23 protein-coding genes and 2 pseudogenes are annotated in these 24,532 nt (G+C 35.9%); 16 read left to right on the top strand and 9 right to left on the bottom strand.

Going from position 1 to position 24,532, the window contains the following annotated elements; translation table 11 throughout:
• Nucleotides 1-40 precede the first annotated feature (40 nt).
• From spoVS to mutL, 8 genes are all read left to right on the top strand, one after another.
• Nucleotides 41-301, top strand: a complete 261-nt coding sequence (spoVS, locus tag G4D61_RS14795; RefSeq protein ID WP_025727829.1) for a stage V sporulation protein SpoVS — start codon at nucleotides 41-43, stop codon at nucleotides 299-301.
• A gap of 391 nt (nucleotides 302-692) precedes the next feature.
• Entirely contained in the window at nucleotides 693-1,601 is a 909-nt protein-coding gene (locus G4D61_RS14790) for a peptidase U32 family protein (protein WP_025727828.1), read from the top strand.
• Nucleotides 1,602-1,613: 12 nt separating this feature from the next.
• Nucleotides 1,614-2,837: a peptidase U32 family protein gene (locus tag G4D61_RS14785; RefSeq protein ID WP_025727827.1), complete on the top strand. Its 1,224-nt coding sequence runs from the start codon at nucleotides 1,614-1,616 to the stop codon at nucleotides 2,835-2,837.
• A gap of 238 nt (nucleotides 2,838-3,075) precedes the next feature.
• Complete coding sequence (gene miaB / locus G4D61_RS14780) at nucleotides 3,076-4,623, top strand: tRNA (N6-isopentenyl adenosine(37)-C2)-methylthiotransferase MiaB (protein WP_025727826.1); 1,548 nt, start codon at nucleotides 3,076-3,078, stop codon at nucleotides 4,621-4,623.
• Nucleotides 4,623-5,012, top strand: coding sequence for a YlbF/YmcA family competence regulator (locus G4D61_RS14775; RefSeq protein WP_025727825.1), 390 nt, complete (start codon nucleotides 4,623-4,625; stop codon nucleotides 5,010-5,012). Before miaB ends, G4D61_RS14775 begins: the two co-directional genes overlap by 1 nt.
• A 237-nt stretch (nucleotides 5,013-5,249) precedes the next feature.
• Nucleotides 5,250-5,801, top strand: a complete 552-nt coding sequence (locus tag G4D61_RS14770; protein ID WP_163174237.1) for an outer spore coat protein CotE — start codon at nucleotides 5,250-5,252, stop codon at nucleotides 5,799-5,801.
• 269 nt (nucleotides 5,802-6,070) lie between these two features.
• Entirely contained in the window at nucleotides 6,071-8,689 is a 2,619-nt protein-coding gene (gene mutS / locus G4D61_RS14765; RefSeq protein ID WP_025727823.1) for a DNA mismatch repair protein MutS, read from the top strand.
• A gap of 13 nt (nucleotides 8,690-8,702) precedes the next feature.
• On the top strand, nucleotides 8,703-10,607 hold the full coding sequence (gene mutL / locus G4D61_RS14760) for a DNA mismatch repair endonuclease MutL (protein ID WP_163174235.1): 1,905 nt from the start codon (nucleotides 8,703-8,705) through the stop codon (nucleotides 10,605-10,607).
• A 75-nt stretch (nucleotides 10,608-10,682) separates the two neighbouring features.
• Here mutL and G4D61_RS14755 read toward each other — a convergent pair whose 3' ends face one another.
• Together G4D61_RS14755 and G4D61_RS14750 are read right to left on the bottom strand one after the other, a co-directional pair.
• Nucleotides 10,683-10,913, bottom strand: coding sequence for a tyrosine-type recombinase/integrase (locus tag G4D61_RS14755; protein ID WP_163174233.1), 231 nt, complete (start codon nucleotides 10,911-10,913; stop codon nucleotides 10,683-10,685).
• Entirely contained in the window at nucleotides 10,897-11,169 is a 273-nt protein-coding gene (locus G4D61_RS14750) for a hypothetical protein (protein ID WP_163174231.1), read from the bottom strand. The genes G4D61_RS14755 and G4D61_RS14750 overlap by 17 nt, the downstream gene beginning before the upstream one ends.
• A gap of 301 nt (nucleotides 11,170-11,470) precedes the next feature.
• Between G4D61_RS14750 and G4D61_RS14745 the strand changes: the two genes are divergently transcribed.
• Nucleotides 11,471-11,629, top strand: a complete 159-nt coding sequence (locus G4D61_RS14745) for a hypothetical protein (RefSeq protein WP_155918417.1) — start codon at nucleotides 11,471-11,473, stop codon at nucleotides 11,627-11,629.
• A gap of 534 nt (nucleotides 11,630-12,163) precedes the next feature.
• On the opposite strand, the gene trhA is transcribed toward G4D61_RS14745, so the two are convergent.
• Both trhA and G4D61_RS14735 read right to left on the bottom strand, forming a co-directional pair.
• Nucleotides 12,164-12,802, bottom strand: coding sequence for a PAQR family membrane homeostasis protein TrhA (gene trhA, locus G4D61_RS14740; RefSeq protein WP_163174229.1), 639 nt, complete (start codon nucleotides 12,800-12,802; stop codon nucleotides 12,164-12,166).
• A gap of 773 nt (nucleotides 12,803-13,575) precedes the next feature.
• Complete coding sequence (locus G4D61_RS14735) at nucleotides 13,576-13,776, bottom strand: cold-shock protein (RefSeq protein ID WP_025727819.1); 201 nt, start codon at nucleotides 13,774-13,776, stop codon at nucleotides 13,576-13,578.
• Between the two features lie 851 nt (nucleotides 13,777-14,627).
• On the opposite strand from G4D61_RS14735, the gene G4D61_RS18535 reads away from it, so the two are divergent.
• The gene (locus tag G4D61_RS18535; protein ID WP_367613782.1) at nucleotides 14,628-14,792 is read left to right on the top strand and encodes a tyrosine-type recombinase/integrase; all 165 of its coding nucleotides are present in this window, start codon (nucleotides 14,628-14,630) and stop codon (nucleotides 14,790-14,792) included.
• On the opposite strand, the gene G4D61_RS14730 is transcribed toward G4D61_RS18535, so the two are convergent.
• Together G4D61_RS14730 and G4D61_RS18665 are read right to left on the bottom strand one after the other, a co-directional pair.
• Nucleotides 14,757-15,059 carry a site-specific integrase gene (locus tag G4D61_RS14730; protein ID WP_163174227.1) on the bottom strand — a complete coding sequence of 101 codons (303 nt, stop codon included), beginning with the start codon at nucleotides 15,057-15,059 and terminating at the stop codon, nucleotides 14,757-14,759. The two genes, G4D61_RS18535 and G4D61_RS14730, sit on opposite strands and share 36 nt — an antisense overlap.
• Complete coding sequence (locus tag G4D61_RS18665; RefSeq protein ID WP_496196987.1) at nucleotides 15,022-15,255, bottom strand: hypothetical protein; 234 nt, start codon at nucleotides 15,253-15,255, stop codon at nucleotides 15,022-15,024. Before G4D61_RS18665 ends, G4D61_RS14730 begins: the two co-directional genes overlap by 38 nt.
• A gap of 458 nt (nucleotides 15,256-15,713) precedes the next feature.
• On the opposite strand from G4D61_RS18665, the pseudogene G4D61_RS14725 reads away from it, so the two are divergent.
• The 5 genes and pseudogenes from G4D61_RS14725 to G4D61_RS18530 form a co-directional block, all read left to right on the top strand.
• Nucleotides 15,714-15,854, top strand: a pseudogene (locus G4D61_RS14725) (UV damage repair protein UvrX); the annotation flags it as partial.
• 438 nt (nucleotides 15,855-16,292) lie between these two features.
• Entirely contained in the window at nucleotides 16,293-17,447 is a 1,155-nt protein-coding gene (locus G4D61_RS14720) for an FAD-dependent oxidoreductase (RefSeq protein WP_163174225.1), read from the top strand.
• 100 nt (nucleotides 17,448-17,547) lie between these two features.
• Nucleotides 17,548-18,270: an MBL fold metallo-hydrolase gene (locus G4D61_RS14715; protein WP_163174223.1), complete on the top strand. Its 723-nt coding sequence runs from the start codon at nucleotides 17,548-17,550 to the stop codon at nucleotides 18,268-18,270.
• 80 nt (nucleotides 18,271-18,350) lie between these two features.
• Nucleotides 18,351-19,025, top strand: a complete 675-nt coding sequence (locus tag G4D61_RS14710; protein ID WP_371316547.1) for a TetR/AcrR family transcriptional regulator — start codon at nucleotides 18,351-18,353, stop codon at nucleotides 19,023-19,025.
• Between the two features lie 439 nt (nucleotides 19,026-19,464).
• A pseudogene (locus tag G4D61_RS18530) lies at nucleotides 19,465-19,875 on the top strand (transposase); the annotation flags it as partial.
• A gap of 554 nt (nucleotides 19,876-20,429) precedes the next feature.
• Here the strand turns inward: G4D61_RS18530 and G4D61_RS14700 are convergent.
• Both G4D61_RS14700 and G4D61_RS14695 read right to left on the bottom strand, forming a co-directional pair.
• Nucleotides 20,430-20,963 (bottom strand): FUSC family protein, encoded by a 534-nt coding sequence (locus G4D61_RS14700; protein WP_163174219.1) that lies wholly within the window; start codon nucleotides 20,961-20,963, stop codon nucleotides 20,430-20,432.
• Nucleotides 20,964-20,994: 31 nt separating this feature from the next.
• A complete protein-coding gene (locus G4D61_RS14695; RefSeq protein WP_163174217.1) occupies nucleotides 20,995-22,422 on the bottom strand; it encodes an NAD-dependent succinate-semialdehyde dehydrogenase in 1,428 nt (475 codons plus the stop codon).
• Between the two features lie 117 nt (nucleotides 22,423-22,539).
• Here G4D61_RS14695 and G4D61_RS14690 point away from each other — a divergent pair, with 117 nt between their 5' ends.
• Nucleotides 22,540-23,397 (top strand): LysR family transcriptional regulator, encoded by an 858-nt coding sequence (locus G4D61_RS14690; protein ID WP_163174215.1) that lies wholly within the window; start codon nucleotides 22,540-22,542, stop codon nucleotides 23,395-23,397.
• 567 nt (nucleotides 23,398-23,964) lie between these two features.
• Here the strand turns inward: G4D61_RS14690 and G4D61_RS14685 are convergent.
• A complete protein-coding gene (locus G4D61_RS14685; protein WP_035349415.1) occupies nucleotides 23,965-24,063 on the bottom strand; it encodes a YjcZ family sporulation protein in 99 nt (32 codons plus the stop codon).
• Nucleotides 24,064-24,532 lie beyond the last annotated feature (469 nt).

The raw sequence follows: 24,532 nt of genomic DNA, 5'->3' as shown, positions 1-24,532 counted from the left end.
ATGGACATACGGTCAATGGAAAAAACAAGGAGGAAAAGAAATGGAAATATTAAAAGTTTCAGCAAAATCTAATCCTAATTCTGTAGCTGGTGCACTTGCCGGTGTTCTTCGTGAGAGAGGGGAAGCGGAAATTCAAGCAATTGGCGCTGGGGCCATTAATCAGGCAGTAAAAGCAGTTGCGATAGCGCGTGGCTTTGTGGCTCCAAGTGGTGTTGACCTAATCTGTATTCCAGCTTTCACAGACATTCAGATTGAAGGAGAAGAACGCACTGCAATTAAACTCATCGTAGAACCGCGCTAATATAGATTGTTTTAAAAAATACTGTTTACATATGTAAGCAGTATTTTTTTGCATTAAAAGTAGTGAATGGCCATTTCAAAAAAATGTGGCAATTATGTGACTTCGTCATTACAGTTCTTCATAATTACGAAAATTGTAAAAATCATCACAGAAATAAGTGCTTTTTAAGTGATACATTATATGATGAATGGGCTAATTTACATAGGTTATTTTTGTAAATATTGTTGTTTTTTATTAAAAAGAAGCGAATTGCCGCTCCAAGATGCTCGCTTTCCGTGGGCGATGCTGAGAGTCTCTATTTTATATAAGAAAATCATTAAATGAATATTGTTGTAATTTTAATTATGCTGCTGTTTTATTTTAACGCAGCTGGATGGAGGGGAATTAGATGATAAATATCATTGCTACTGCGGCATCTACTAAGCAAGCAGAGGCATTGCTTAAAGTAGGCGTCGATACTCTTTACATAGGTGATAATCGTTTTGGGTTGCGTTTGCCGACATCAATGTCTATAGAAGAAATCGAGGAAGTAGTGAAACTTGCTCATCACTTTGGAAAGAAAGTTCATGTGGCGGTAAATGGAATTATGCATAATGAGCATATTGAAGAGCTGCCAAAGTATTTACACGATTTACATACTGCAGGGATTGACGCGATTACCGTCGGAGATCCTGGTGTGATTATGCTGTTAAAAGAATTAAACTTGGAAATTCCATATATTTATGATGCCCACACATTGGTTACTTCTGCGAGTCAAATTCAATTTTGGCTGAAGAAGGGAGCAATCGGTGCGGTTGTCGCGAGAGAATTGACGTTTATCGAATTAAAAACAATTCAAGAAAAATTATTAAAACCAATTGAAGTTCAAGTTTATGGACCGACATGCATTCATCATTCAAAACGATCATTATTGACAAATTACTATCAATTTGCGGATGTACATGACAAAAGTTCTACCGTAAGAGGAACGAACATCAGCGAACAAAATGACGCGGAACATCAATATTCAATTTATGAAGATGAAAATGGCACGCATATTTTTTCGGCGGAAGATATCTCATTACTGCCCTATTTTCCTCAATTATATCAAGCTCGTATCATTAACTGGAAAATGGACGGTTTATTTTTGCCAGAAGATACATTTACATCTATCGTGCAATTATTTGTGCAGGCAAAACGGGAGTTACTTTCAGGAAATGCTGCAATGGAAGAATATGTCGCACAATTAGAAAGACTGCAGCCGAAAGAGCGAGCAATTGGGACTGGATTTTTCTTAAAGCAGCCAGATGAAGTGCAGTAGGAGGAAAGAAACGTGAAAACAATAACTAATAAACCGGAAATTTTAGCGCCAGCTGGGAATTTAGAAAAGTTAAAAGTGGCTATTCTTTATGGGGCAGACGCTGTTTATATTGGTGGACAAGCATATGGACTAAGATCCAGGGCCGGAAATTTTAATTTTACAGAAATGAAAGAAGGCGTTGAATTCGCACATCAGCACCATGCGAAAGTATATGTTGCTGCAAATATGGTGGCACATGAAGGAAATGAAGAGGGAGCTGGAACATTCTTTCAAACATTGAAAGAGATTGGTGTCGATGCCGTAATCGTTTCTGATCCTGCTCTCATCTCCATTTGTCAAGAGGAAGCACCAGGATTGCCGATACATTTATCGACACAAGCTTCTGCAACGAATTATAAAACATTAGAGTTTTGGAAATATGAAGGACTGGAAAGAATTGTCCTAGCTCGAGAAGTTAGTTTACAAGAGATCCGCGAAATCCGAAAACAGACGGATATTGAAATCGAGGCATTTATTCATGGAGCAATGTGCATTTCTTATTCCGGACGTTGTGTGCTTTCAAATCATATGGTAAATCGGGATGCGAATAGAGGAGGATGTGCACAGTCTTGTCGCTGGAAATATGATCTATTTGAACAAGATGGAATGGATATCAATGTGTTAACGAAGGATCGTGAAGCATTTTCAATGAGTGCTGTTGACTTGTCAATGATTTATCATATTCCTGAATTAATTGAAGCAGGAGTCAATAGTTTTAAAATTGAAGGAAGGATGAAATCAATCCACTATGTTTCGACCGTGACGAACGTATATCGTGACATCGTTGATACTTATTGTGCAGATCCTGAACATTTTACATTTAAAGCGGAATGGGAAGAAGAAATATGGAAAATTGCACAACGCGAACTCGCAACAGGATTTTATTTTGATAAGCCTGATGAAGATCAGCAGCTTTTTGGCCGTCCGCGCAAGATTCCAAAATATAGCTTTGCTGCTCAAGTGCTTGATTATAATCCAGAAACAAAGATTGCAACTTTACAGCAGCGCAATCATTTTCGTGTTGGCGAGGAAGTTGAGTTTTACGGTCCAGCATTTACACATTTTAAACAAACCATTGAGCAACTATGGGATGAAGAAGGAAATAATATTGATCATGCCCCTAATGCGATGATGACGGTTAAAATGAAAGTAGACGAACCTGTTCAACCGTTTTATTTTATGAGAAAACAGAAATGATCGTCATTCAATCAGTCACTACTGTTGTTTTCGCAACTGAAACCATTTATACTATTAACGTAAATATGTGAGTAAAAACGAATAATTTATTATGTTGAAATATGTATGATTGCTTTTACAGAGTGCCAATCGTTGAATAAAGGCTACATAGAACCAAAATTCTTTGGTTTATGTAGCTTATCATTTGATTGCTGTATTCAGGCAATAATTGTGTTGCTTTAATAGAAAGGGGATTCGTATGAACGAAAAACAACGATTAGAATCACAACAAGTAAAAACTGCAGAGTCAGCGGACAAAAAATCCGAAAAGGACTACAGTAAATATTTTCAATCTGTTTATATTCCACCGAATTTAAAAGAAGCAAGAAAACGTGGAAGAGCTGAAGTTAAGTATCATAAAGACTTTAATATTCCGGAAGAACTAGAAGGTATGGGCGAAGGGCATAAGTTTTATATTCGCACATATGGTTGTCAAATGAATGAACATGATACAGAAGTAATGGCAGGGATTTTTACACAGCTCGGCTACGAAGCAACCGATACGGTTGAAGATGCCGATGTTATTTTACTTAATACTTGTGCCATTCGCGAAAATGCTGAAAATAAAGTATTCGGGGAAATTGGTCATTTAAAACCATTAAAAATGGAAAAGCCTGATTTACTCATTGGCGTATGTGGCTGTATGTCACAAGAAGAATCTGTTGTTAATAAAATTTTGGAAAAGCATCCACATGTTGATATGATATTCGGTACTCATAATATTCACCGCCTGCCAAACATTTTAAAAGAAGCTTATATGTCCAAAGCGATGGTCGTTGAGGTGTGGTCTAAAGAAGGTGATGTGATCGAGAATTTACCTAGAGTCCGTAAAGGGAATATTAAAGGCTGGGTAAACATTATGTACGGCTGTGATAAATTCTGTACGTATTGTATCGTGCCATACACTCGCGGTAAAGAACGATCACGTCGTCCAGAAGATATCATTCAGGAAGTTCGTGAGCTTGCAGCAAAAGGATATCAAGAAATCACACTATTAGGTCAAAACGTTAATGCTTACGGAAAAGATTTTGATGATATCCAATATGGTCTTGGAGACTTAATGGATGATCTTCGTAAAATCGATATTCCGCGTATTCGTTTCACAACAAGCCATCCTAGAGACTTTGATGATCATTTAATTGAAGTATTAGCGAAAAAAGGCAATTTAGTTGAACATATCCACCTTCCAGTTCAATCTGGTTCAAGCGATATTTTGAAAATAATGGGACGAAAATATACACGGGAACAATATTTGGAATTGGTGCGTAAAATTAAAGCAGCGATCCCAGATGTTGCATTATCAACTGATATTATTGTCGGTTTTCCAAATGAAACAGATGAACAATTCGAAGAAACATTATCTCTATATGAAGAAGTAGGGTTTGAAACTGCTTATACATTCATCTATTCACCACGTGAAGGCACACCAGCTGCAAAAATGAAAGATAATGTATCACTTGAAGTGAAAAAAGCCCGTCTACAACGTTTGAATGATATGGTTAATAAATTCTCTAGAGAAGCGATGAGCAAATATAAAGGTCAAATCGTTGAGGTGCTAGTTGAAGGCGAAAGTAAAAATAACCCTGAGATTTTAGCGGGCTATACAAGAAAAAATAAATTAGTGAACTTTAAGGCACCTAAATCCGTGATTGGAAAACTTGTTCAAGTGAAAATTATTGAAGCGAAAACATGGTCGCTAGACGGCGAACTTGTTGGCGTAGTAGATGGCGCTGAGGTGAACGCTTAATGTCTTCATTTTCAAAGGACGACATTATTGAAAAAGCAACTGAGCTAGCGAAAAAGATTGCGGAAACAGATGAAGTTGATTTTTATAGAAGAGCAGAAATACAAATCAATGAAAACAAAAAAGTACGGGAGCTAATTGATCGTATAAAAAGACTGCAAAAACAAGCAGTAAACTATCAGCACTATGGAAAAATAGAAGCTTTAAAAGTAGTAGAAGAGAAAATAGATCAATTGCAGGCAGAACTTGATGAAATCCCAGTCGTTCAAGAATTTAAGCAATCCCAAGTAGACGTGAACGATTTGTTGCAAATCGTGGCAAATACGATTTCAAATAAAGTAACAGAAGAATTAACGAATGATGTAGAGAATATATCACGATCAAATAAATGATGCTGCGTATGAAGGGCTGTTGAGTTTAAAACTCAGCAGTCTTTTCTTTTTTTAGGAGAAAAGACATCATCCTTGCCACGAACCAATTACATAAACAAACATATAATGAATTAACCCAATGGGCTTTAATGCAGTGGCTAAGCTTCTATTTTCACATATATGAATTAAAAAGATTAGCACACTAGTCTAGATAGGCGCATAGGATGAATTGAAAATAATTGAGGAGGGTTCGCTCGCATGGCAGAATATAGAGAAATCATTACGAAGGCGGTCGTAGCGAAAGGACGAAAATTTACACAGTCCAATCATACGGTTTGCCCACCACACCATCCATCGAGCATTTTAGGTTGCTGGATCATCAACCATAAGTATGAAGCCAAAAAAATAGATAAAAAAGTTGAAATCCATGGCACTTTTGATGTAAACATCTGGTACTCACATAATGATAATACACGTACATCAGTTGTCACGGAAAAGGTAGAGTATAAAGACATCATAAAATTAAACTATCGTGATCCAGATTGCCTTGACGACAAAGAAGTTATCGCCAAGGTATTACAGCAACCTAATTGCATCGAAGCAATTATCTCGCCAAATGGCAATAAGGTAATTGTAAATGTAGAAAGAGAGTTTTTAGTTGAGGTTATTGGAGAAACGAAAGTATGTGTTGCGATTCAGCCAGATGGCTGCGATTGTGACGATGAGTGGGAAGAAGAGTTTGATGAAGAACTTGATGATGAATTTGAAGAATTAAACCCAGACTTTCTAGTTAGTTCAGAAGAGGAGTAAATCTAGCACCTAGATGCTTATAACTTAGCCAAGTGTAATAAGCTAGGAGACTTCCTCCTAGTTTTTCTTTTTTCACGCTCCTTAGAATAGGTGATGATGTTTTGGTTTTACGGTCGCCCTTTTGTCGAACAATGAAAAAATAACTTGCTTTTCCATTGCACTTTCTAGCGCCGATGTTGTATATCATTCATAGAAACGATGAAGAAAAAGGGCAAATTATGATATAATATGAGAATCAAGGTTAATAGTACGGAAAGGGTTTTGTCGAAATGAGTCAATATACGCCGATGATTCAACAATATTTACAAGTAAAGGCAGATTATCAGGATGCCTTTTTATTTTTTCGATTAGGCGATTTCTATGAAATGTTTTTTGAAGATGCAATTAAAGCATCGCAAGAATTGGAAATTACGTTAACAAGTAGAGATGGTGGCGGAGAAGAGAGAATTCCGATGTGTGGAGTTCCATACCATTCCGCGTCGAATTATATTGAACAGTTGATTGGGAAAGGCTATAAAGTTGCAATTTGCGAACAAGTAGAAGATCCGAAACAGGCAAAAGGAGTAGTAAAACGTGAAGTAATCCAGCTAATTACTCCAGGAACCATGATGGAAGGAAAAAATCTTGCTGACAAGGAAAACAACTATATTGCTGCAATTACGGCTTTTTCAGATGAAGAATACGGACTAGCATATGCTGATTTATCTACAGGAGAAAATCGCACAACATTAATAGAAGGTTCCTTCACAGATGTATTTAATGAAATGACGGTGATTGGAGCAAAAGAAGTCGTTGTAGCATCACAGTTTCCTGAGCAGTATTGCAAAAGGCTAAGAGAAAGTGCGCAAATCACGATATCATTTGAAAATGATGAGGAAGAAAAAGCTACTTTTTCACATTTATTTAAGCAGCTTGAATCAACGAAACTACAAAAGACAGTGTCGCGTCTTTTAAACTATTTATATCGTACCCAAAAACGTAGCTTAGATCATTTGCAGGATGTTGCTGCATATGAAGTTCATCATTATTTGAAAATGGATTATTTTTCAAAGCGTAATTTGGAGTTAACCGAAACGATTCGCGCTCAAGGGAAAAAAGGCTCATTGCTGTGGCTTTTGGATGAGACGATGACCGCAATGGGAGGTAGACTGTTAAAGCAATGGATCGACCGCCCGCTTTTAAATCAAAAGAAAATTACAGAACGGTTAACAATGGTTGAGATGTTTCTCGAGCATTATTTTGAAAGACAAGATTTACGTGAACGTTTGAAGGAAGTTTACGATTTAGAGCGCTTAGCTGGGCGTGTTGCATTCGGAAATGTGAATGCTCGCGACTTAGTACAGCTAAAACATTCTCTGCAGCAAATCCCGATTATTCGTTCCATTATTAGCCAGTTAGATGCCCCAATTGCTAATTCTTTATTACAACATTTAGATCCGTGTGAGGAATTAACCGATTTATTGGAACGGGCTATTATTGAGAACCCGCCGATTTCAGTCAAAGAAGGAGGCATCATTCAGGATCATTATCATGAAGAGTTAGACCGCTATCGAGATGCAAGCCGAAATGGCAAACAGTGGATCGCAAGTCTAGAGCAAGAAGAGCGTCAACGGACTGGAATCAAATCGTTAAAAATAGGTTATAATCGTGTGTTTGGCTACTATATCGAGGTAACAAAGGCAAATCTGCATTTACTTGAAGAGGGCAGATATGAGCGGAAACAAACGTTAACGAATGCAGAAAGATTCATAACGCCTGAACTAAAAGAAAAAGAAGCGCTGATTTTGCAAGCACAAGAAAAAAGTATTGATTTAGAGTATGAATTATTTGTAGGCATTCGCGAACAGGTGAAAGAATATATTCCACGCCTGCAAAGTCTGGCGAAAGCAGTAAGCACGCTGGATGTTCTTCAATGTTTTGCAACGATAAGTGAAATGAGACATTATACGAAGCCAATCTTTCAGACAGATGGAAAATTGGTTATCCGCGATGGCCGCCACCCTGTTGTTGAAAAAGTGCTGGATTCACAAAGCTATGTGCCAAATGATTGTTTCATGGACGATGAAAATGAAATTTTACTAATAACTGGTCCGAACATGTCCGGGAAAAGTACTTTTATGCGCCAAGTTGCATTAACAGCGATCCTTGCGCAAATGGGTTGCTACGTTCCTGCTAAAGAGGCAATTTTACCGATTTTTGATCAAATTTTTACAAGAATAGGGGCAGCGGATGACCTAATTTCCGGACAAAGTACCTTTATGGTTGAAATGCTTGAAGCGAAAAATGCGATCACGAATGCAACAAGAAACAGTTTAATCTTATTTGATGAAATTGGCCGCGGTACTTCGACTTACGATGGAATGGCATTAGCCCAAGCAATGATTGAATATATTCATGAACGGATTGGTGCGAAAACATTATTTTCAACACATTATCATGAACTCACAGCATTGGAAGAGGCACTCCATAAGCTAACAAATATTCATGTAAGTGCAATGGAGCAAAATGGCAAAGTCGTCTTTTTACACAAAATAAAAGAGGGTCCCGCTGATAAAAGCTATGGTATCCACGTTGCCCAATTAGCTGGCTTGCCTCAAGATCTTATCGATCGGGCCAATACGATCTTACATGACCTTGAACATCAACAGGACGGACAGGCACAGGCAAATGATAAACAAGTTGTAACTGTGAAAGAAGCTGTAAAAGAGGCTGAGGAAGCTCCTGCACAGTTAAGCTTTTTTGCTGAAGAACCAGAGAAGAAAGTTAAAACCTTGTCCGCTAAAGAACAAAAGGTTGTTGAGAAAATTAAAGCATTAGATTTGCTTGAGATGAATCCATTGCAAGCATTGAATGCACTCTATGATATTCAGAAACAATTAAAGAAATAGGTGGTGAACGATCGTGGGAAAGATTATTCAATTAGACGAGTGGCTTTCAAATAAAATTGCAGCAGGTGAAGTAGTAGAAAGACCAGCATCCGTAGTCAAAGAACTTGTAGAGAATGCAATTGATGCGAAAAGTACAGTTATTGAGATCGATGTTGAAGAAGCGGGACTCGGGAAAATTCGGATTATTGATAATGGAGTCGGGATCGATGAGGAAGATGTCCTTTTAGCTTTTCAACGTCATGCCACGAGTAAAATTAAAAATGAGAATGATCTATTTCGTATTCGTTCCCTAGGATTTCGCGGAGAAGCACTCCCAAGTATTGCAGCAGTTGCCAAAATCGATATGGCAACTGCAACAGGGGAGGGAGCAGGGACTAGAGTCGTTATTGAAGGCGGTAAATTATTAAAACATGAGAAAACATCAAGCCGTAAAGGGACGGATATTACGGTTACAAATTTATTTTTTAATACGCCGGCCCGCTTAAAATATATGAAGACCCTTCACACGGAGCTCGGAAATATTACCGATGTTGTCAATCGTCTTGCATTAGCACATCCAGAAGTGGCAATTCGATTACGCCATCAAGACCGTATGTTGTTGCAAACGAATGGTAATGGTGATATTCGGCAAGTGCTTGCCGCTATTTACGGTGTCAATATCGCTAAAAAAATGATCCCGCTAAATATTTCTTCACTTGATTTTGAAGTAAACGGCTATATTGCATTACCTGAAATTACAAGGGCTTCGCGAAACTATATTTCTACCATGATAAATGGTCGCTTTATTAAAAATTACCCGCTCGTGAAAGCAATTCAGGAAGGATATCATACTCTTCTCCCGATCGGCCGTTATCCAATTGTGATGCTGTCTGTTAAAATGGATCCTATTTTAGTAGATGTCAATGTCCATCCAGCTAAATTAGAAGTACGTCTAAGTAAAGAGAAGGAATTATGCCTGCTTATTGCTGATGCAATAAAATCTGCCTTTAAAAAGCAGGAGTTAATTCCATCTGGCGTTGAAGCTGTAAAAAAAGAAAAGCGGAAAATTGAGCAGGTAGAGCTACCATTAGATCATGTACCGGAAAAAACACCAATAATGAAGCCGGCTCAAAAAGAAGCGCCAATCTTTCAACAAAGCAGTGGACACGATAATTACTTCGCTATTCAAACACAGCAACATGATGAGATGGATAAAGGTCATGTTGAACCGATTGCGAAAGAATACATTGAAGAGGATCCTATTTTTCCAGGCGTAGTCTATGAAGAGCAAGACGAATTTGAAGAACCAATGAGTACACAAGTGGAAGCGCAAAAAGAAACGGAGCCACAAGTATCAAGAGTACCGCCAATGTATCCAATCGGACAAATGCACGGCACCTATATTTTTGCCCAAAATGAAAAAGGACTTTATATTATTGATCAGCATGCTGCACAAGAGCGAGTGAAATATGAATTTTTCCGTGAAAAAGTTGGAGAAGTAAAAAAAGAGCTTCAAGACATGCTTGTGCCTTTGACACTCGAATATTCTACAGATGAAGCAATTAAAATCCAAGAAAATCTTGATGCCTTAAAAGAAGTAGGCGTTTTTCTTGAAACATTCGGCCATAATAGCTTTATTATTCGCTCCCACCCAACATGGTTTCCAAAAGGTGAGGAAAAAGAAGTCATTGAAGAAATGATTGAACAGCTATTATCAATGAAAAAAGTCGATATTAAAAAGCTCCGAGAAGATGCAGCAATTATGATGAGCTGTAAAGGCTCCATTAAAGCAAACCGCCATCTGCGAAATGATGAAATCCAGGCACTACTTGACGCATTAAGAATGTCATCAGACCCATTCACATGCCCACATGGCAGACCGATCATCATACATTACTCGGTGTATGAAATGGAAAAAATGTTCAAACGCGTGATGTAGCAAGGTTTCAGGACCTCTCCATGCTGATTTGCCCACCATTTGCCCATCTAATTATTTAGGTAGGCTTGGAGTTTATTAATGTTTTCCTCTTCGGATTTTTGTTATATGAAGATATACATCAGCAGTCATATTAATAGTTGCATGACCTAAACGGGTGCTAACAAATTTAATATCTGCACCACTTTCCAATAACATGATCGCATGAGTATGTCTAAGACCATGTGTGGTAAGGTGGTGCAGGTTTGTTTTTGCAATAATTGAATCAACTATTTTATTTACGCTATATTCACTAAGTTTCTTGCCCATCTGGTCTTACAATAAGATATTTAGAGTTATAATATCCCTCGCCATATCTCATTTTATTTTCGTTTTGCCAAAGCTTATATTTTTTTAAATCTGCAACTAACGTATCATCAATTCCAATTTTTTCGTTTACTGGAAGGGGTTTTTGGTTTTTTGATTCTTTTATCGCTTCGTGTTTTGGTGATGGATATACTTTTCCTTTTGAGGTTGGACAACCATTTTCTCCAGAAGATACTGAATTTATAAGGGCATACGGCACTCCCGCTGATCTTGAATTACCAACAGAGTCTGTTCAATCAACAACACTACCTAAAGGAATTTCAGTAAACATCAAGCTAGATCACGGTACTTATAGCGTTAATAAGTCAAAATCAAAATATGGAACTTCGGTTAAATTAACGGGGAAAGTTTCTGGAAATATAAATGTTGTTAACCATTGGTATAGAGGGGACCTAACTGCTAAAATTACCTCTGGAAATTCTAAAGTCAAAAAAATAAAACTTGGAGTTGCTAATACTGCCTATGGATTATTAGGAAAAGGTAGAACATATGTAGGCATAGTGTACAGTGGTTCTGCAACTAGCAGCAAAGCAACAAAGATTAAATGGAGTATGGATAAAACAGTTAAATATGGTGCAATTGCGGTTGTGTATTGTCATATGAACGCATATACTGAAATTACAACATCAAGCGGTACCTACAATTTGTATGCGTGGTAAGGGAGAATGAAAATTGGGGATATTTAGTATAACAAATTCATTAATAGTATTGGCTGTCCTTGGTTTAATAGTATTTGCAGTTTACAAGATTGTAAAGAAAGTCAAAAGTTTGCTCAAATAATGAGAAACGATTAAAAAAAGGGAGAAATCGTCCTTTTTATTTTAATCGTTTTAAACTAGGGAAATTAGGATATATTGAATGTAATAGAATCCAATCAAGAAAGATTCGGTCTTTTCATCGTAAGTCATGTTAGATATTATAGATGTGGAAATAATGGATTGAAGCTCGGTTGATTTGAAGGGCTTATTTTTATATGAATTAATACTGTTTGCAATGTTGTAAACAATTTGTTAATGCTTGAATATTAATTTTCAAAAACAAAACCCCTACCAATTGGAGAGGCCTTTGTTACTTACTCATTTTTTCAATTTTTTCTATAATTCAGCTACTCTTAACAGGCAAATATCTCTTCATTACATCACTTTAAAATTATATTAAAAGGAAAGATTTTTTTATAAAAAAGATTGAGACACCTATTTAACATATAAAATAATTCCAAAGAAGTGGCAAGCTGAACCCGCTATAACAAAAATATGCCAAATTGCATGATGATATTTAAAACCTCTCCATAAATAAAAAATCGAACCAATAGTATAAATTAATCCCCCAGCTACTAAAAGATAAATACCAATAGGATTTAGATTCGTGATAATAGGATCCCAAATAATTACTATTGACCACCCCATGATAATATATAGTATGGTAGAGGTGAAAAGATACTTTTTAACAAAAAAGCATTTGAAAATTGTGCCTAAAATCGCCAAACTCCAAACTGTTCCAAAGACCACCCATCCTTCCGACCCCTTTACAATTAAAAGTAAATAAGGTGTATACGAGCCAGCAATAAAGAAGTAAATGGCTGAATGATCTAAAATTTCAAAGAAGTCCTTTACTTTCCCTCTGTGTAATCCATGTACAAGGGTAGATGAAATGTAGAGAAAGAACATCGTTCCACCAAAAAGGGTATAACTTATTAAACTCCATATGTTTCCATTCATTGTAGCGGAAAAAACTAGTAGAACAAGGGCTAAACCGCTTAATAGGGCACCTATTCCATGCGTTATTGAATTTACAATTTCTTCTCTCCGAGAGTATGAATAAGTATCTGCCATATAGTCACCAATTCCTTTCACGTTTATGATAAATAGGTGAGGTTTATAAAAACAACTTAAAAATTTTATATTATCTAATACAACAAAAGCCCTTCCTCTCTTTTGTCTTTACGGTTCCTTGACCGTGACAGTGAGAGTCAGATTACTTATTAAGTGTCTTATGTGAGATTATTAAATGAGTAAGATTGGGTTCAGAAGAATTCATAAGGTTCTAAAAGTTGGGGACATTTCCATTATGTTGAAGTTTCGCTTCAAATTTTCAAACGTTTGCAACGTGTTTTCCACGATTATAATATCGTAAACAAGAATATTCTTATTTAGTGTAACAAAAACAAGAAGGAATAACAAATTACTGAATTATATAAATAAGATGTTTCAGTGTCTTCATAAATTTTTAAAATACTTTAGCTTAATGTGGAAAGCATTATTCAGCGTCCATTAATATATAACCATGATTCTAAAATGCTTGGCAGTACAGCCTAATGTAGAGATCCAACAGTCGAATCATTTGATTTTTACGAATTCATCAACATACTTATAAACCTTTAAAATAGCAGTTATAATTACGGCTCTTTTTATAATTTATTCTTGAAGTTATGAAGAAGGATCAGCATTTTTTTTATCTCTATGTTATACTAAAGCACAACCTTTAAGTCTAAAACCATTTTATATTACCTGTTTCAAGAAACCTACTCGTTAGTTTGAGTAGGTTTTTTATTTTTTTAAGACATAAAAAAACAGGCTATGAGCCTGTTTGAATAATTCTATTTAGGTTAAGCTTTTTGAACATTTGCGGCTTGCGGTCCGCGAGCACCTTGTTCAACGTCAAAAGTTACTTTTTGACCTTCGTCTAGAGATTTGAAACCCTCACCTTGGATAGCAGTGAAGTGAACGAATACATCGTCTCCACCGTTACGTTCGATAAAGCCAAAACCCTTATCTGCATTAAACCATTTAACTGAACCTTGTTCCATTTTATTGCCTCCTAGTGTGTAACCACACAATGTGTTACTATCCTTGTCCAAGGTGATCATCAAGACGAAGATTTATATACTAAACTCTCTTTTACACCGAACAAAAATAATTCTCTTTTAGAGTAACAGAGAATTAAAATGTTTGCAACAAGTATTTTTTAAAATTTTTAAAATTAATTCAATTCTGGTCAACGTGAAATTAGATTTGGACACCAAAAGGGAAGCTGTTATATTTTCATACAATAAAGGAGTATAAATAAGTACCAAAATATGTTTTTTTGTGAGAGGATATAACTAGATAAAGCATATTCAATTATTTTATAATTTGATCGAGGGTGTTAACTAAATAGTTGTTTCTCCTATTTAGATTGGTATAAAAATCGTGAATATATTTCATCCACCAAAAGAAAGAGACACGCTTTTGGCGCTTCTCTATTTTATTTTTCATATCCTTAATCCACAATCAATCATGATCCCATTTAATTATAAAAGCATACGAATGTAAGTGCTGATTATAAGGCGATAAAAAAATAATTGTAAAGTGTTATAAATGGAATTGAATTTCAATGAATTAGTCTTAAACGCGTGATGTAAGAGGGGATTAAAAATTTTATTTTCCCCCACATTTATTGTTTTGAGCTGATATTTCGGAAAGCTTCTGCAAAATGTTCAGCAGACGAATCTTGCATATTAAGGGTAACATGACCATGTTTATCTAATGTGATGGAATCATTAGAATGTCCGAGTCTTTCCAAAACTATTTTTGAGTTTTCACCTAGTTCTAACATAATGATATTAATGAACTGCAAGTCTATAAATTAAAGAAACAAGAACAGCTTTTAAAAGTAGGATTGAAACTTACGAAAGATCATTTTGTTGTTTCTCCTTATGGCGGTGAACCACTCAATCCAAATACTGTTCATAAGCAGTTCTTATACTATATCAAACTTGCAGGGGTAAAAAGAATTAGATTTCATGATTTACGCCATACTCACGCAACTATCATCTGTTATTGAAATATTTCTCTTACCACTCGCTGTTTTTGAAGATTGCAAAACTAGACCTTGTCCAGATACATAATATAGAGAATGCTTGACGTAAATTCTTTTATTATCGAAATCAATGTCTCCCCATTTTAATCCTAGTAATTCGCCACGTCTCATTCCAGTATAAATTGCCAAGAAATAAAGAATAAATATATGGTCTTTTTGTTGTCGCATCCTATTTAGGAATTTATTGGATTCTTCAATGGACCATGTCTCTATCCTTTTTTGTACAATCATCGTGATAGCACTTGAATCGCAATAATGTATTTTTCAGCTCCAAACTAAAATATATCTCGATCCGTTTCTTAACCCAATCAGCAGCAACATTATGGTGATAAGTCTTATTAAGCTCCCATCCACGAACAAACACCTTATAATTTAAATCTGCTTGATTTACGAATTTCATTTTCTGCTCTCTAATTTCACGTTTCACCTTATTAAAGTCTTGAGACAATTCCCTAAGTGCCTTATTGATCTTATGTATGGCTCTTTAAATTTTACTTTGCTCTCATCAATTATCTTCCAGATATTTTTCGGGCCAATGGTAAAAGGATGTAATCAGCAATTATTTCATCTTCCTCACTTGTCAAAACTTGTAAGTTGATCACCTTTATACAAAATTTGTTTTCATTATAACAGGAACGAATGTTCTTGTTGAGGAGGTTCAATCGATGAAAGGTTTGTTAAGAGAGCTGCTGAATTTGGTGAGCAATTATAAATGATTTATATGTCTGCAAAAGGAGACATTTCACAGCGTGTGATAAAAGTATTAAATGTAAGTAGTGAGTTGTTAAAGGCTTATTGCTACACAAGAAACCAGTTCAAGACTTTCAAATGAAAGAACATTTTATCGATTGTGCCTTTGAAACAGCATAGACGAGGTGCATAGTAATGATTAATCCATATCACAGTATTTTATGTATTGATATGAAGAGTTTTTACGCAAGTTGTGCAGCCATAATGCGTGGACTTGATCCAATGGAATGTTATTTAACAGTTGTAGGCAATCTTCAACCAAAAGGAAGCGTTGTGCAAGGAATTACTGAAAAAAGAAGGTGTATATGCAGATATTTTTAACAGTCAGTTTGCACAGGTAAGCGCATAGTCCTCCATATGGCTAGAGTACCGGAATGCTCACTGCATTTGAGTTGATGGAACAAAAGGTGTTATTACATTGTCAACATAAGTAGCTTGAAGATGATCGGCTTTTAAAGTACCAAATATAATATAAAAAATTAACAACGCTCTTTACGAACAGTGTTCGTTATGGTATAACATATTTGTATTAGATATTATAAATTGTTAAAGAAAGTGTAAGCGATGGTAAAATGATGCACAGTATAAAGTTGAGGAAAATTACTAGGTTAATAAAATAAAATTATATTTTTATTTTTAAACGTTTTATTTTTTTTAACTACAAACGAACGGTGTTCGTGAGCGCTAAGAATTATTATTAGGAGGAATTACACTATGAATAAAAATAAACGTATTGCCATTATTGGTGCTGGCCCAGGCGGATTAACATTGGCTCGTATTTTACAACAAGCTGGATTTAATCCAGTGATTTTCGAAGGAGAAATATCTGCAACACAAAGAGAACAAGGGGGCACACTTGATTTATCAGAAGATATGGGACAGAAAGCACTTAAAGTAGCAGGTTTGCTTGAACAATTTAAAAAAGTTTGCCGTTATGAAGGTGAAGCAGCAAAAATAATGGATAAAACAGCTACTGTTTTGTTTGAAGAGGGTCCCAATGTAGATGAAGAGCACTCTGGAGATCGGCCTGAAATTGATCGCACAATGTTGCGTCAAATGTTATTAGAATCTGTAAATCCTGAATCTATACAGTGGGGACATAAACTTCTTTATGCCACTCCATTAGAAAATGGTCAACATGCACTTCATTTTGAAAATGGTGTTACTGAGGTAGTGGATTTAGCAGTTGGTGCTGATGGTGCATTCTCTAAGCTTCGTCCACTTGTTAGTGATGAAACAGCAGAATATTCAGGTGTTAGTATGGTGGAAATCAATATTTTGGATGCAAAAAAACAATTTCCTGATATTGTAGAACTGAATGGTTTAGGAAGTGTATTTGCTCTAGATGATCAAAAAGGTATGATCGCTCAAATGAATGGTGACGGGAAAATTCGTATCTATTTAAGTTTTAAAGCACCATATGAATGGTTACACAATAACGGAATTAATTATGATAATCTAGAAGAAGCAAAACCAGAGCTTCTTAAATTATTCGAAGATTGGAGCCCAGAGCTAAAAAAATATATTCATTATGCAAATGGACCGATATTCCCGCGTCATATTTATATGCTGCCTGTTGGACATAAGTGGGAACATAAAAAGGGTATCACACTTTTAGGAGATGCAGCACACTTAATGTCACCTTTTGCAGGTGCTGGTGTAAACCTTGCGATGTTAGATGCATCTGAACTTGCACTATCCATTATCAATCATGATGATACGGATGAAGCTGTCTATAACTATGAGTTAAAAATGTTCGAATATGCAGGTGAAATAGCCGCAGAAACAAAAGAAAACATGGACTTATTCTTTGAAAATAATGCAGCAAAAACATTAAGTGACCTGATGAAATCACATCATGTAGAATAAGCTTCAGTTCCTTTGATAGGCAACTAATTTTAATTAATAAAACAAAAATATGGAGGTGAGTTTAAGAGTCAAAATGTAATATCGACTCTTAGGAATCAATATGACTAAAACTATCATTGAACCAATAACTTTAAATATCGAAGTACCGGCTTTTCCTGGTGGGCTATGGCCAATTAATCCTACCTTAATTACAAGTGAAAGTGATGTTGTACTTGTAGATACAGGTATGCCAGGTAGTGAAAGTATGATTGCTACAGAATTAGAAAAACGTGGATTATCTATCGGCCAATTGACAAAAATTATTTTGTCACACCAAGATATCGATCATGTTGGCAGTCTGGCAAGACTTCTTGAAATCAATCCAAACATTGAAGTATTTTCACACGAGTTAGATCGTCCATATATTGAAGGTAAGCAGCCTCTTATTAAAGATTTGCCAGGACCATTAGCTGATCAATTTGAGGAAGGTTACACTGCACCATCAGTACCATTTATAAAAGGTACATTAGCAGATGGAGAAGAACTAGATATTGCTGGTGGGCTAATTGTTATTCATACTCCTGGGCACACAGAAGGTCATATTAGCTTATACCATCCTGCAGCAAAAACATTAATTGCTGCAGATGCCATGATAATTCGTGGTCCTAAATTACAAGGTCCAAACCCGATGCAAACACCTGATTTGGACAAAGCATATCAATCGTTAACAAAATTTGCAGCTTTCGATATTAAACGTGTAGTTTGTTATCACGGTGGTGTGTACGAATCCGAAACATTAAATGAAGAAATTGCACAAATTGTAGCAAATGGTCCGGTAAAATAATCGTTGGAAATATAATAATTTGCCTAATTGGTTTATTAAATATGATAAAATATAGAAAAAAAATCGATGATATAAGGTGAATTATGAATAATTTTGAAAATGTAAATAATCGACGGACACGACCAGCAAAACCACCACTAAGTCTAGACATTATTATAAAAACAGCATATAAATTGTTAAGTGAAAATGGTATATCAGGAATGAGTATGCGAAAAATTGCGAAAGCTTTAGATACAGGACCTGCATCGTTATATGTGTATGTAAAGAATTATCAAAAACTCAGTGCATACGTGTTAGACTATGGTCTTCGTGAAGTAAAGTTAGTAGAGAATGATACGGTATATTGGAAAGATGCGATTATTAACATACTTAAATCGTACTTTAAAGTGTTAGTTGAGACACCTGGATTAGCAGAGCTTGCTTTAACAACACCACCTAATGGTATGAACTCAATGGATATCAATGAATGTTTGCTTAAATACCTGCAAACAGGTGGGATTAGCAAACGAGGTGCTGCTTGGGGAATAGATATTTTACTACTTTACGTCTCATCTTTATCTTTTGAAAGAACACGTAGAAGTAAAAAAGATAATGATTTAGATGATATGGTTGCACTATATAACAAAGTTGACGTTTCAAAATACCCTATGATTGGTATGCTGAAATCAGAATTATTCTCTGGTGAAGGCGATGAACGTTTCTCTTGGGGGATAGAAGTTATCTTACAAGGATTACTAACTATGCAAAATAGCTAATAATATCATTATTCTTCAATTTAATACAGGCATAAGACAATAGAGATTATCATACATGTATTAAATTCTTTAATTTTCGAAAGTGATGCCGTACACCGGTATCGCTTTTTTATACCATGGGATATTGTGATGCTTTTCACTTAGACTGACGAATGCTTTGCTTTAATAACGATCTTCCACAATCGGGCGCTTTCCTGAAGGATTACACCCATTTTGGATTTAAGGGCCAGATAACGGAATAGCAAATAGTTTTAAACGACTTTATTGTCACTCTACATGTAAATTAGATATTCAATCTATGTGATGCTTTAGAAGCAAAATCATTAATGAAATAGAAGAATATTCAGGATAAATGATCCAACGATACTGTATTAATTTACTAGCAAGGTAGTGGTTATTGTCGAAAAATCGCATATAATAAATAAAAGTAACTCATGTGAAATTTCAAATTGTATGCTTATTTGTCGATCTTTTTAATCGTGAAATCATTGGCCATGGTGCTGGTGCAAATAAGACCGCAGACCATGTATATCAGGCAATCACAAGTATTCAAGCGAATTGAAACCATGTCAAAATGTTTCATACCGACCGCGGAAAAGAGTTTGATAATAAACTAATTTCAGAGGCACTCGAAACATTTGGGATTCAGAGATCCTTGAGCATGAAGGGTTGTCCTTATGACAATACCTTTGCTGAAGCAATGTTTAAGGTATTTAAAACAGAATTCGCTAACGGGGCTCATTTTTCTTCCCTTGAACTTGATGACTATGTTCATTGGTTGAACAACATTCGAATTCATGGAACACTTGGGTATGTGACACCTGTGGAATGTAGAAAGCAAGCCCTTTAATTTTTTGTCCAGTTTAGTGTTGACATTCCAATGTATTGTTTAGTAATAATAGCTTAAAATATTAGATGTATTGTAAGTGTTATAAATGGAATTAAGTTTCGATGAATTAGTCTTATTATAAAGATGTAGTTTTTCATTTTATATTACGCTCCTATAAGTTATTTAAAAGAAAAACATGCTTTCCTTCTTAGCTTCTGCAATAATATTGTTATTAATGTAACGGATTTTTTCTAGCACCTTACATCTTATTATGATTGATAATGATAAGAAACGTTTTAAATTTTATACTTTTATTTTTCCATTCCGTGCAATTATAATGGATCTACGGTGAGAATTTATTATATTTTCTCCCGTTGAATACCTATATTTTTTGAATGAAAACAAAAGATAATAAATAGGCTGCCTTTCCGGCAACCTGAAGAATTTATTTAATAAAAGCGTTCTGTGAGAATAAAAAGACACTTTTCAAAATGCCATTGAAATGCATTAAGATACTTTTTACTCAATAATGAACTTAAATTAATCTGACTTGCTGTCGGCAGAAAAACGTTCATTTATATGTGCTTATTATTCTTCAAATCAGAGTGTTGCTTCAATAGAGAATTTAGTTTTGAAAAAGGGAGGACCGTAATCAAAATGGCGACAAAGGCTCCAATAATGGTTTCTAAAATACGTCCCCACTCATAGCCCCCTGAATGCATAAACGCTAAAACCATAACAACTGTAACCCCTATTTGTGATATTGAATCCTGGTGAAGCTTAAAAATAGTCGCAATCGTCATTCCTATAAAAATACTAAAAAATACAGCGATTGCTGATGGCTGTATCCAATGTGTGATAAAAAGACATGACCCTACGCCCCCGATAATACCATACAGCCGGTTCAATGCTTTTGTAACTGACTTTGCAAAGGTGGTATTGACAATTAAAACAGCCGTTAAAGGTGCAATGTAGGGATAAAAGTGAGGGGTAAATAAAGCTGCCAGTCCCCACGATACCCCTGCTGCAAGTGATATTTTAAAGGTTTGTAAAGTAATACCAGAACGATTTATTATTCCTCTTAGATGTTTCAGCCCTCTGGTATACATATATAAAACTCCAATTTATGAAATAAGTTGATTAATTTAATCTAAGTGAGATATATTTCACCTCTAAATAGTCCTCAATCCCGAAGTGGCCGCCTTCTCGTCCCAATCCACTTTCTTTAAAACCGCCAAATGGTGCTTGAACAGCGGAGGGAGAACCATCATTTAAGCCGATGATTCCATAATCCAATGCTTCCGAAATGTCAACTGCCTCATTTATATTCTCTGTGAAAACATATGCAGCCAGGCCGTACGGAGTATTATTGGCGCGCTCGATTGCTTCTTCAATTGTTTTAAAGGATGATACTGGGGCAAGTGGTCCAAAGGTTTCTTCATACATACAAGTCATGTCATCTGTAACGTTTGTTAAAACCGTTGGCTCTATAAAATATCCAGATTCTTTTTCCAATGGATTGCCTCCTGCCAGTAGGTTTGCGCCTTTTTTTACAGCGTCCTCAATATGCTCCATCACTTTCTGAACTGCCCGATCATTAATAAGTGGACCAATGGAAACATTTTCTTCAAATCCATTCCCTACCTTTAAATTTGCGACTCTTTCAGCAAGTCTATTTGAGAATTCATCCGCAATCGATTCGTCAACGTAAATTCGGTTGGTACAAACACATGTCTGTCCGGCATTTCGAAATTTAGAAGAGATAGCACCTTCCACAGCTTTGTCTATGTTTGCATTAGCAGTAACAATCAGTGGTGCGTGTCCGCCCAGTTCAAGCGATAACTTTTTTACCGTATCTGCGGCACCGCGCATTAAAATTTTCCCTACACGTGTGGATCCGGTAAAGGTCAGCTTCCGAACTCGGTCATCCCTTAGCCATACAGTTGCAATAGGTTCAGGAGCTCCTGTTACAACATTAATCACACCTTTTGGAATACCTGCTTGCTGAGAGAACTCAGCAAGTTTTAATGCAGTAAAGGGTGTCTCTTCAGATGGTTTTAAAACGATTGTACAGCCGGCAGCAAGGGCCGGTGCGACTTTTCTCGTAATCATCGCAGCCGGAAAGTTCCATGGGGTAATCGCTGCCACCACACCGACAGGCTGTCTTTTCACGATGATGCGTTTGGTAGGGGAGGAAGCTGGTATCGTTTCGCCGTAAATTCGTTTTCCTTCTTCTGCAAACCAAGCAATATAGTTGTTTGCATAATCTATTTCTCCTTTTGCTTCTGCAAAAGGTTTGCCCTGTTCCATTGTCATGATTTCTGCCAGTTCATCTCGGTGTTCTTCAATCAACCGATGCCATGCCAGTAAAAGTCTGCTCCGTTCATCAGCTGTTTTTTTTGACCATTCTTTTAAAGCAGTATAAGCAGCATCTACTGACAATTTGGCTTCAATTTCTCCGCCATTTGGAGTGCTACCAATTACATTTTTTGTAGCTGGGTTTATGACCTGGATCATTTCTTGTGTATCAAGCCATTCTCCGTTAATATAAAGTTTATTTGGAAACATAGAATTTTCCTCCTTAGTAAGTATGTGAAAATCTATATCTAACTTATCACGATTATTGCATAAGGAGTACTTCCTCTATATACTAAGGGGTATAACCAAAAGTTATGGGGGATTATAATGAAAACAGAATGGCTTGAATCATTCCTTATAACAGCTACTACAAAAAGCCTAACAAAGGCTAGTGAACAGCTACATATGACACAGCCAGCACTCAGCAAACAAATGAAAAAATTAGAAGAGGATTTAGGTGTCGAATTGTTTATCCGATCTGCTACAGGGGTACAGCTGACAAAGGCGGGGGAAATCCTGTTTAAGGAAATCGAGCCCGTTTTACGAGAAATCAATTCTATTCAGAAAAAGATTCTCTCTATAAAAGAAACCTCTGATCTAACAATCGGGACGTGGCCGAGTATTGCCAGTTTTTATCTCCCATATAAGATTGCAAAAGCGAAGGAGAATCGCAAAGAGGTTAATGTCAAAATCTCCTATCGGTTTGATGATATTTTTCAACTTCTTGAGAATGGTGAGATTGATGCAGCACTTCTCGATGATAGATTAATAAAGCACTCTTACTGGACTAAACCGCTTTTTAATGAAAAATTTTATCTATTTGTTAATTATCTTCATCCTATTGCCAGGGAACATGAAAACTGCATTTATTTTCAAGATTTTGAGGATGAGCCACTTGTTGTTCTCCCACCTGCTTGTGATGTTCGAATGTTAGTGGAACAAGCCTATCAGTTGGAGAATAAGGAATTACTAATCTCCTCTGAAATTGATTTTGGTCAAAGTATTATTGGGTTTATTTCGGCGAATTTAGGCATTTCAATACTACCTGAAATTTTTACGAATCAAATTGATCATTCGATTATAAAGGTTCTCCCCATTGCCGATTTTAAAACGAAACGCCGTATCTCATTGATCGCTCCCAATCCGGAGATAGGCAAATTGATTGATTCGCTTATTTTACAGTAGAAACAACAATGCTCTGACAATAGGAGCTATTAAAAATACCATTTTTTCCTTATGCTAATTAGAAACATACTTGCCATTATGAAACTATGCACCGAACATAAATGTTAATATTCATGAAATGCTTATTCGGATTTCTATTCTATATTTCTTATTTATGAATTTTTGACCACCAAAAAATGATTGACCACATAAATGACCACAAAAATACTATTTAATTATAAAAAAACGAGAATATATGTTCTGTTTATTGGGTGATGAAAAAATAATTGTAAGATTAAGCGTATGATGTTGCGAAGATGGGACACGAATATCATTTTACCCACCTAATTATTTAGGTAGGCTTGGAGCTTGTTGATGTTTTCCTCTTCGTATTTTTTTGATATATGAAGATATACATCAGCAGTCATGTTAATAGTTATAAACTCAGATTGATTTTGAATGATCAGAGATATGGGGGATGGATCGAGTGGGGGAACTCAAAGATTTACGGAGGAAAAAGAGAATCAACTTTTAAGAGGGATAGAACTATAAGCAGTTCTATCCTTTTTTAGAGCGGCGGGTTACTGCCTAGTAAGCACCACCAACAAATGAAGCGCCAATAATGATTAGTAGTATAAATAAAACAACTAGTAAAGCAAAACCTGATCCTGATCCATATCCACTCATATATTACACCACCTTTAAGTGAGGTCAGTGTATTTTATGTTAAAAATGAATTTTTGCAATGGCTATTAACATAGATTCAGAAAATGGTGCAACAACTAATCTATGGCCAAAGAAGGGGGAGTCTTCGTCTGTTACGAGGACATTTAAGATTATTTTGATTAACCATACCAGAGCTTTCCACTCCTAGAACGTTTCATCTTCTAAGTTTAAGAGATTTAAATTGGTTCAGTGAGTTATTTTTGTCCATATACTGTTAAAGTAGTAGTTAATATTTAACATTTGAACTATAAGAAAGTGTAATGATAGGCAAATGGGCAGCTAATGTATTGAAAGATGTGAAAAGGAGATGAACAGCAAGGCAGGACAATATTGAATCGGCTACACTAAGTTGGACAGATACTATAAGGGCTAGTACACTTAACATACTAACCTAAGGGAGCGTGCTATTATGCCACGTCAACGTCGAACT

It is taken from the genome of Heyndrickxia ginsengihumi, from assembly GCF_011008565.1.
Taxonomy (GTDB): domain Bacteria; phylum Bacillota; class Bacilli; order Bacillales; family Bacillaceae_C; genus Weizmannia; species Weizmannia ginsengihumi.
This window is presented reverse-complemented; position numbering and strand designations above follow the sequence as displayed.

Bases quoted from the DNA above. Each gene is read 5' to 3' on its own strand.
- spoVS (WP_025727829.1), top strand. From the start codon at position 41: ATGGAAATATTAAAAGTTTCAGCAAAATCTAATCCTAATTCTGTAGCT.
- miaB (WP_025727826.1), top strand. From the start codon at position 3,076: ATGAACGAAAAACAACGATTAGAATCACAACAAGTAAAAACTGCAGAG.
- G4D61_RS14775 (WP_025727825.1), top strand. From the start codon at position 4,623: ATGTCTTCATTTTCAAAGGACGACATTATTGAAAAAGCAACTGAGCTA.
- G4D61_RS14770 (WP_163174237.1), top strand. From the start codon at position 5,250: ATGGCAGAATATAGAGAAATCATTACGAAGGCGGTCGTAGCGAAAGGA.
- mutS (WP_025727823.1), top strand. From the start codon at position 6,071: ATGAGTCAATATACGCCGATGATTCAACAATATTTACAAGTAAAGGCA.
- G4D61_RS14755 (WP_163174233.1), bottom strand. From the start codon at position 10,913: ATGGGCAAGAAACTTAGTGAATATAGCGTAAATAAAATAGTTGATTCA.
- trhA (WP_163174229.1), bottom strand. From the start codon at position 12,802: ATGGCAGATACTTATTCATACTCTCGGAGAGAAGAAATTGTAAATTCA.
- G4D61_RS14735 (WP_025727819.1), bottom strand. From the start codon at position 13,776: ATGGAACAAGGTTCAGTTAAATGGTTTAATGCAGATAAGGGTTTTGGC.
- G4D61_RS14730 (WP_163174227.1), bottom strand. From the start codon at position 15,059: ATGATTGTACAAAAAAGGATAGAGACATGGTCCATTGAAGAATCCAAT.
- G4D61_RS14720 (WP_163174225.1), top strand. From the start codon at position 16,293: ATGAATAAAAATAAACGTATTGCCATTATTGGTGCTGGCCCAGGCGGA.
- G4D61_RS14715 (WP_163174223.1), top strand. From the start codon at position 17,548: ATGACTAAAACTATCATTGAACCAATAACTTTAAATATCGAAGTACCG.
- G4D61_RS14700 (WP_163174219.1), bottom strand. From the start codon at position 20,963: ATGTATACCAGAGGGCTGAAACATCTAAGAGGAATAATAAATCGTTCT.
- G4D61_RS14695 (WP_163174217.1), bottom strand. From the start codon at position 22,422: ATGTTTCCAAATAAACTTTATATTAACGGAGAATGGCTTGATACACAA.
- G4D61_RS14690 (WP_163174215.1), top strand. From the start codon at position 22,540: ATGAAAACAGAATGGCTTGAATCATTCCTTATAACAGCTACTACAAAA.
- G4D61_RS14685 (WP_035349415.1), bottom strand. From the start codon at position 24,063: ATGAGTGGATATGGATCAGGATCAGGTTTTGCTTTACTAGTTGTTTTA.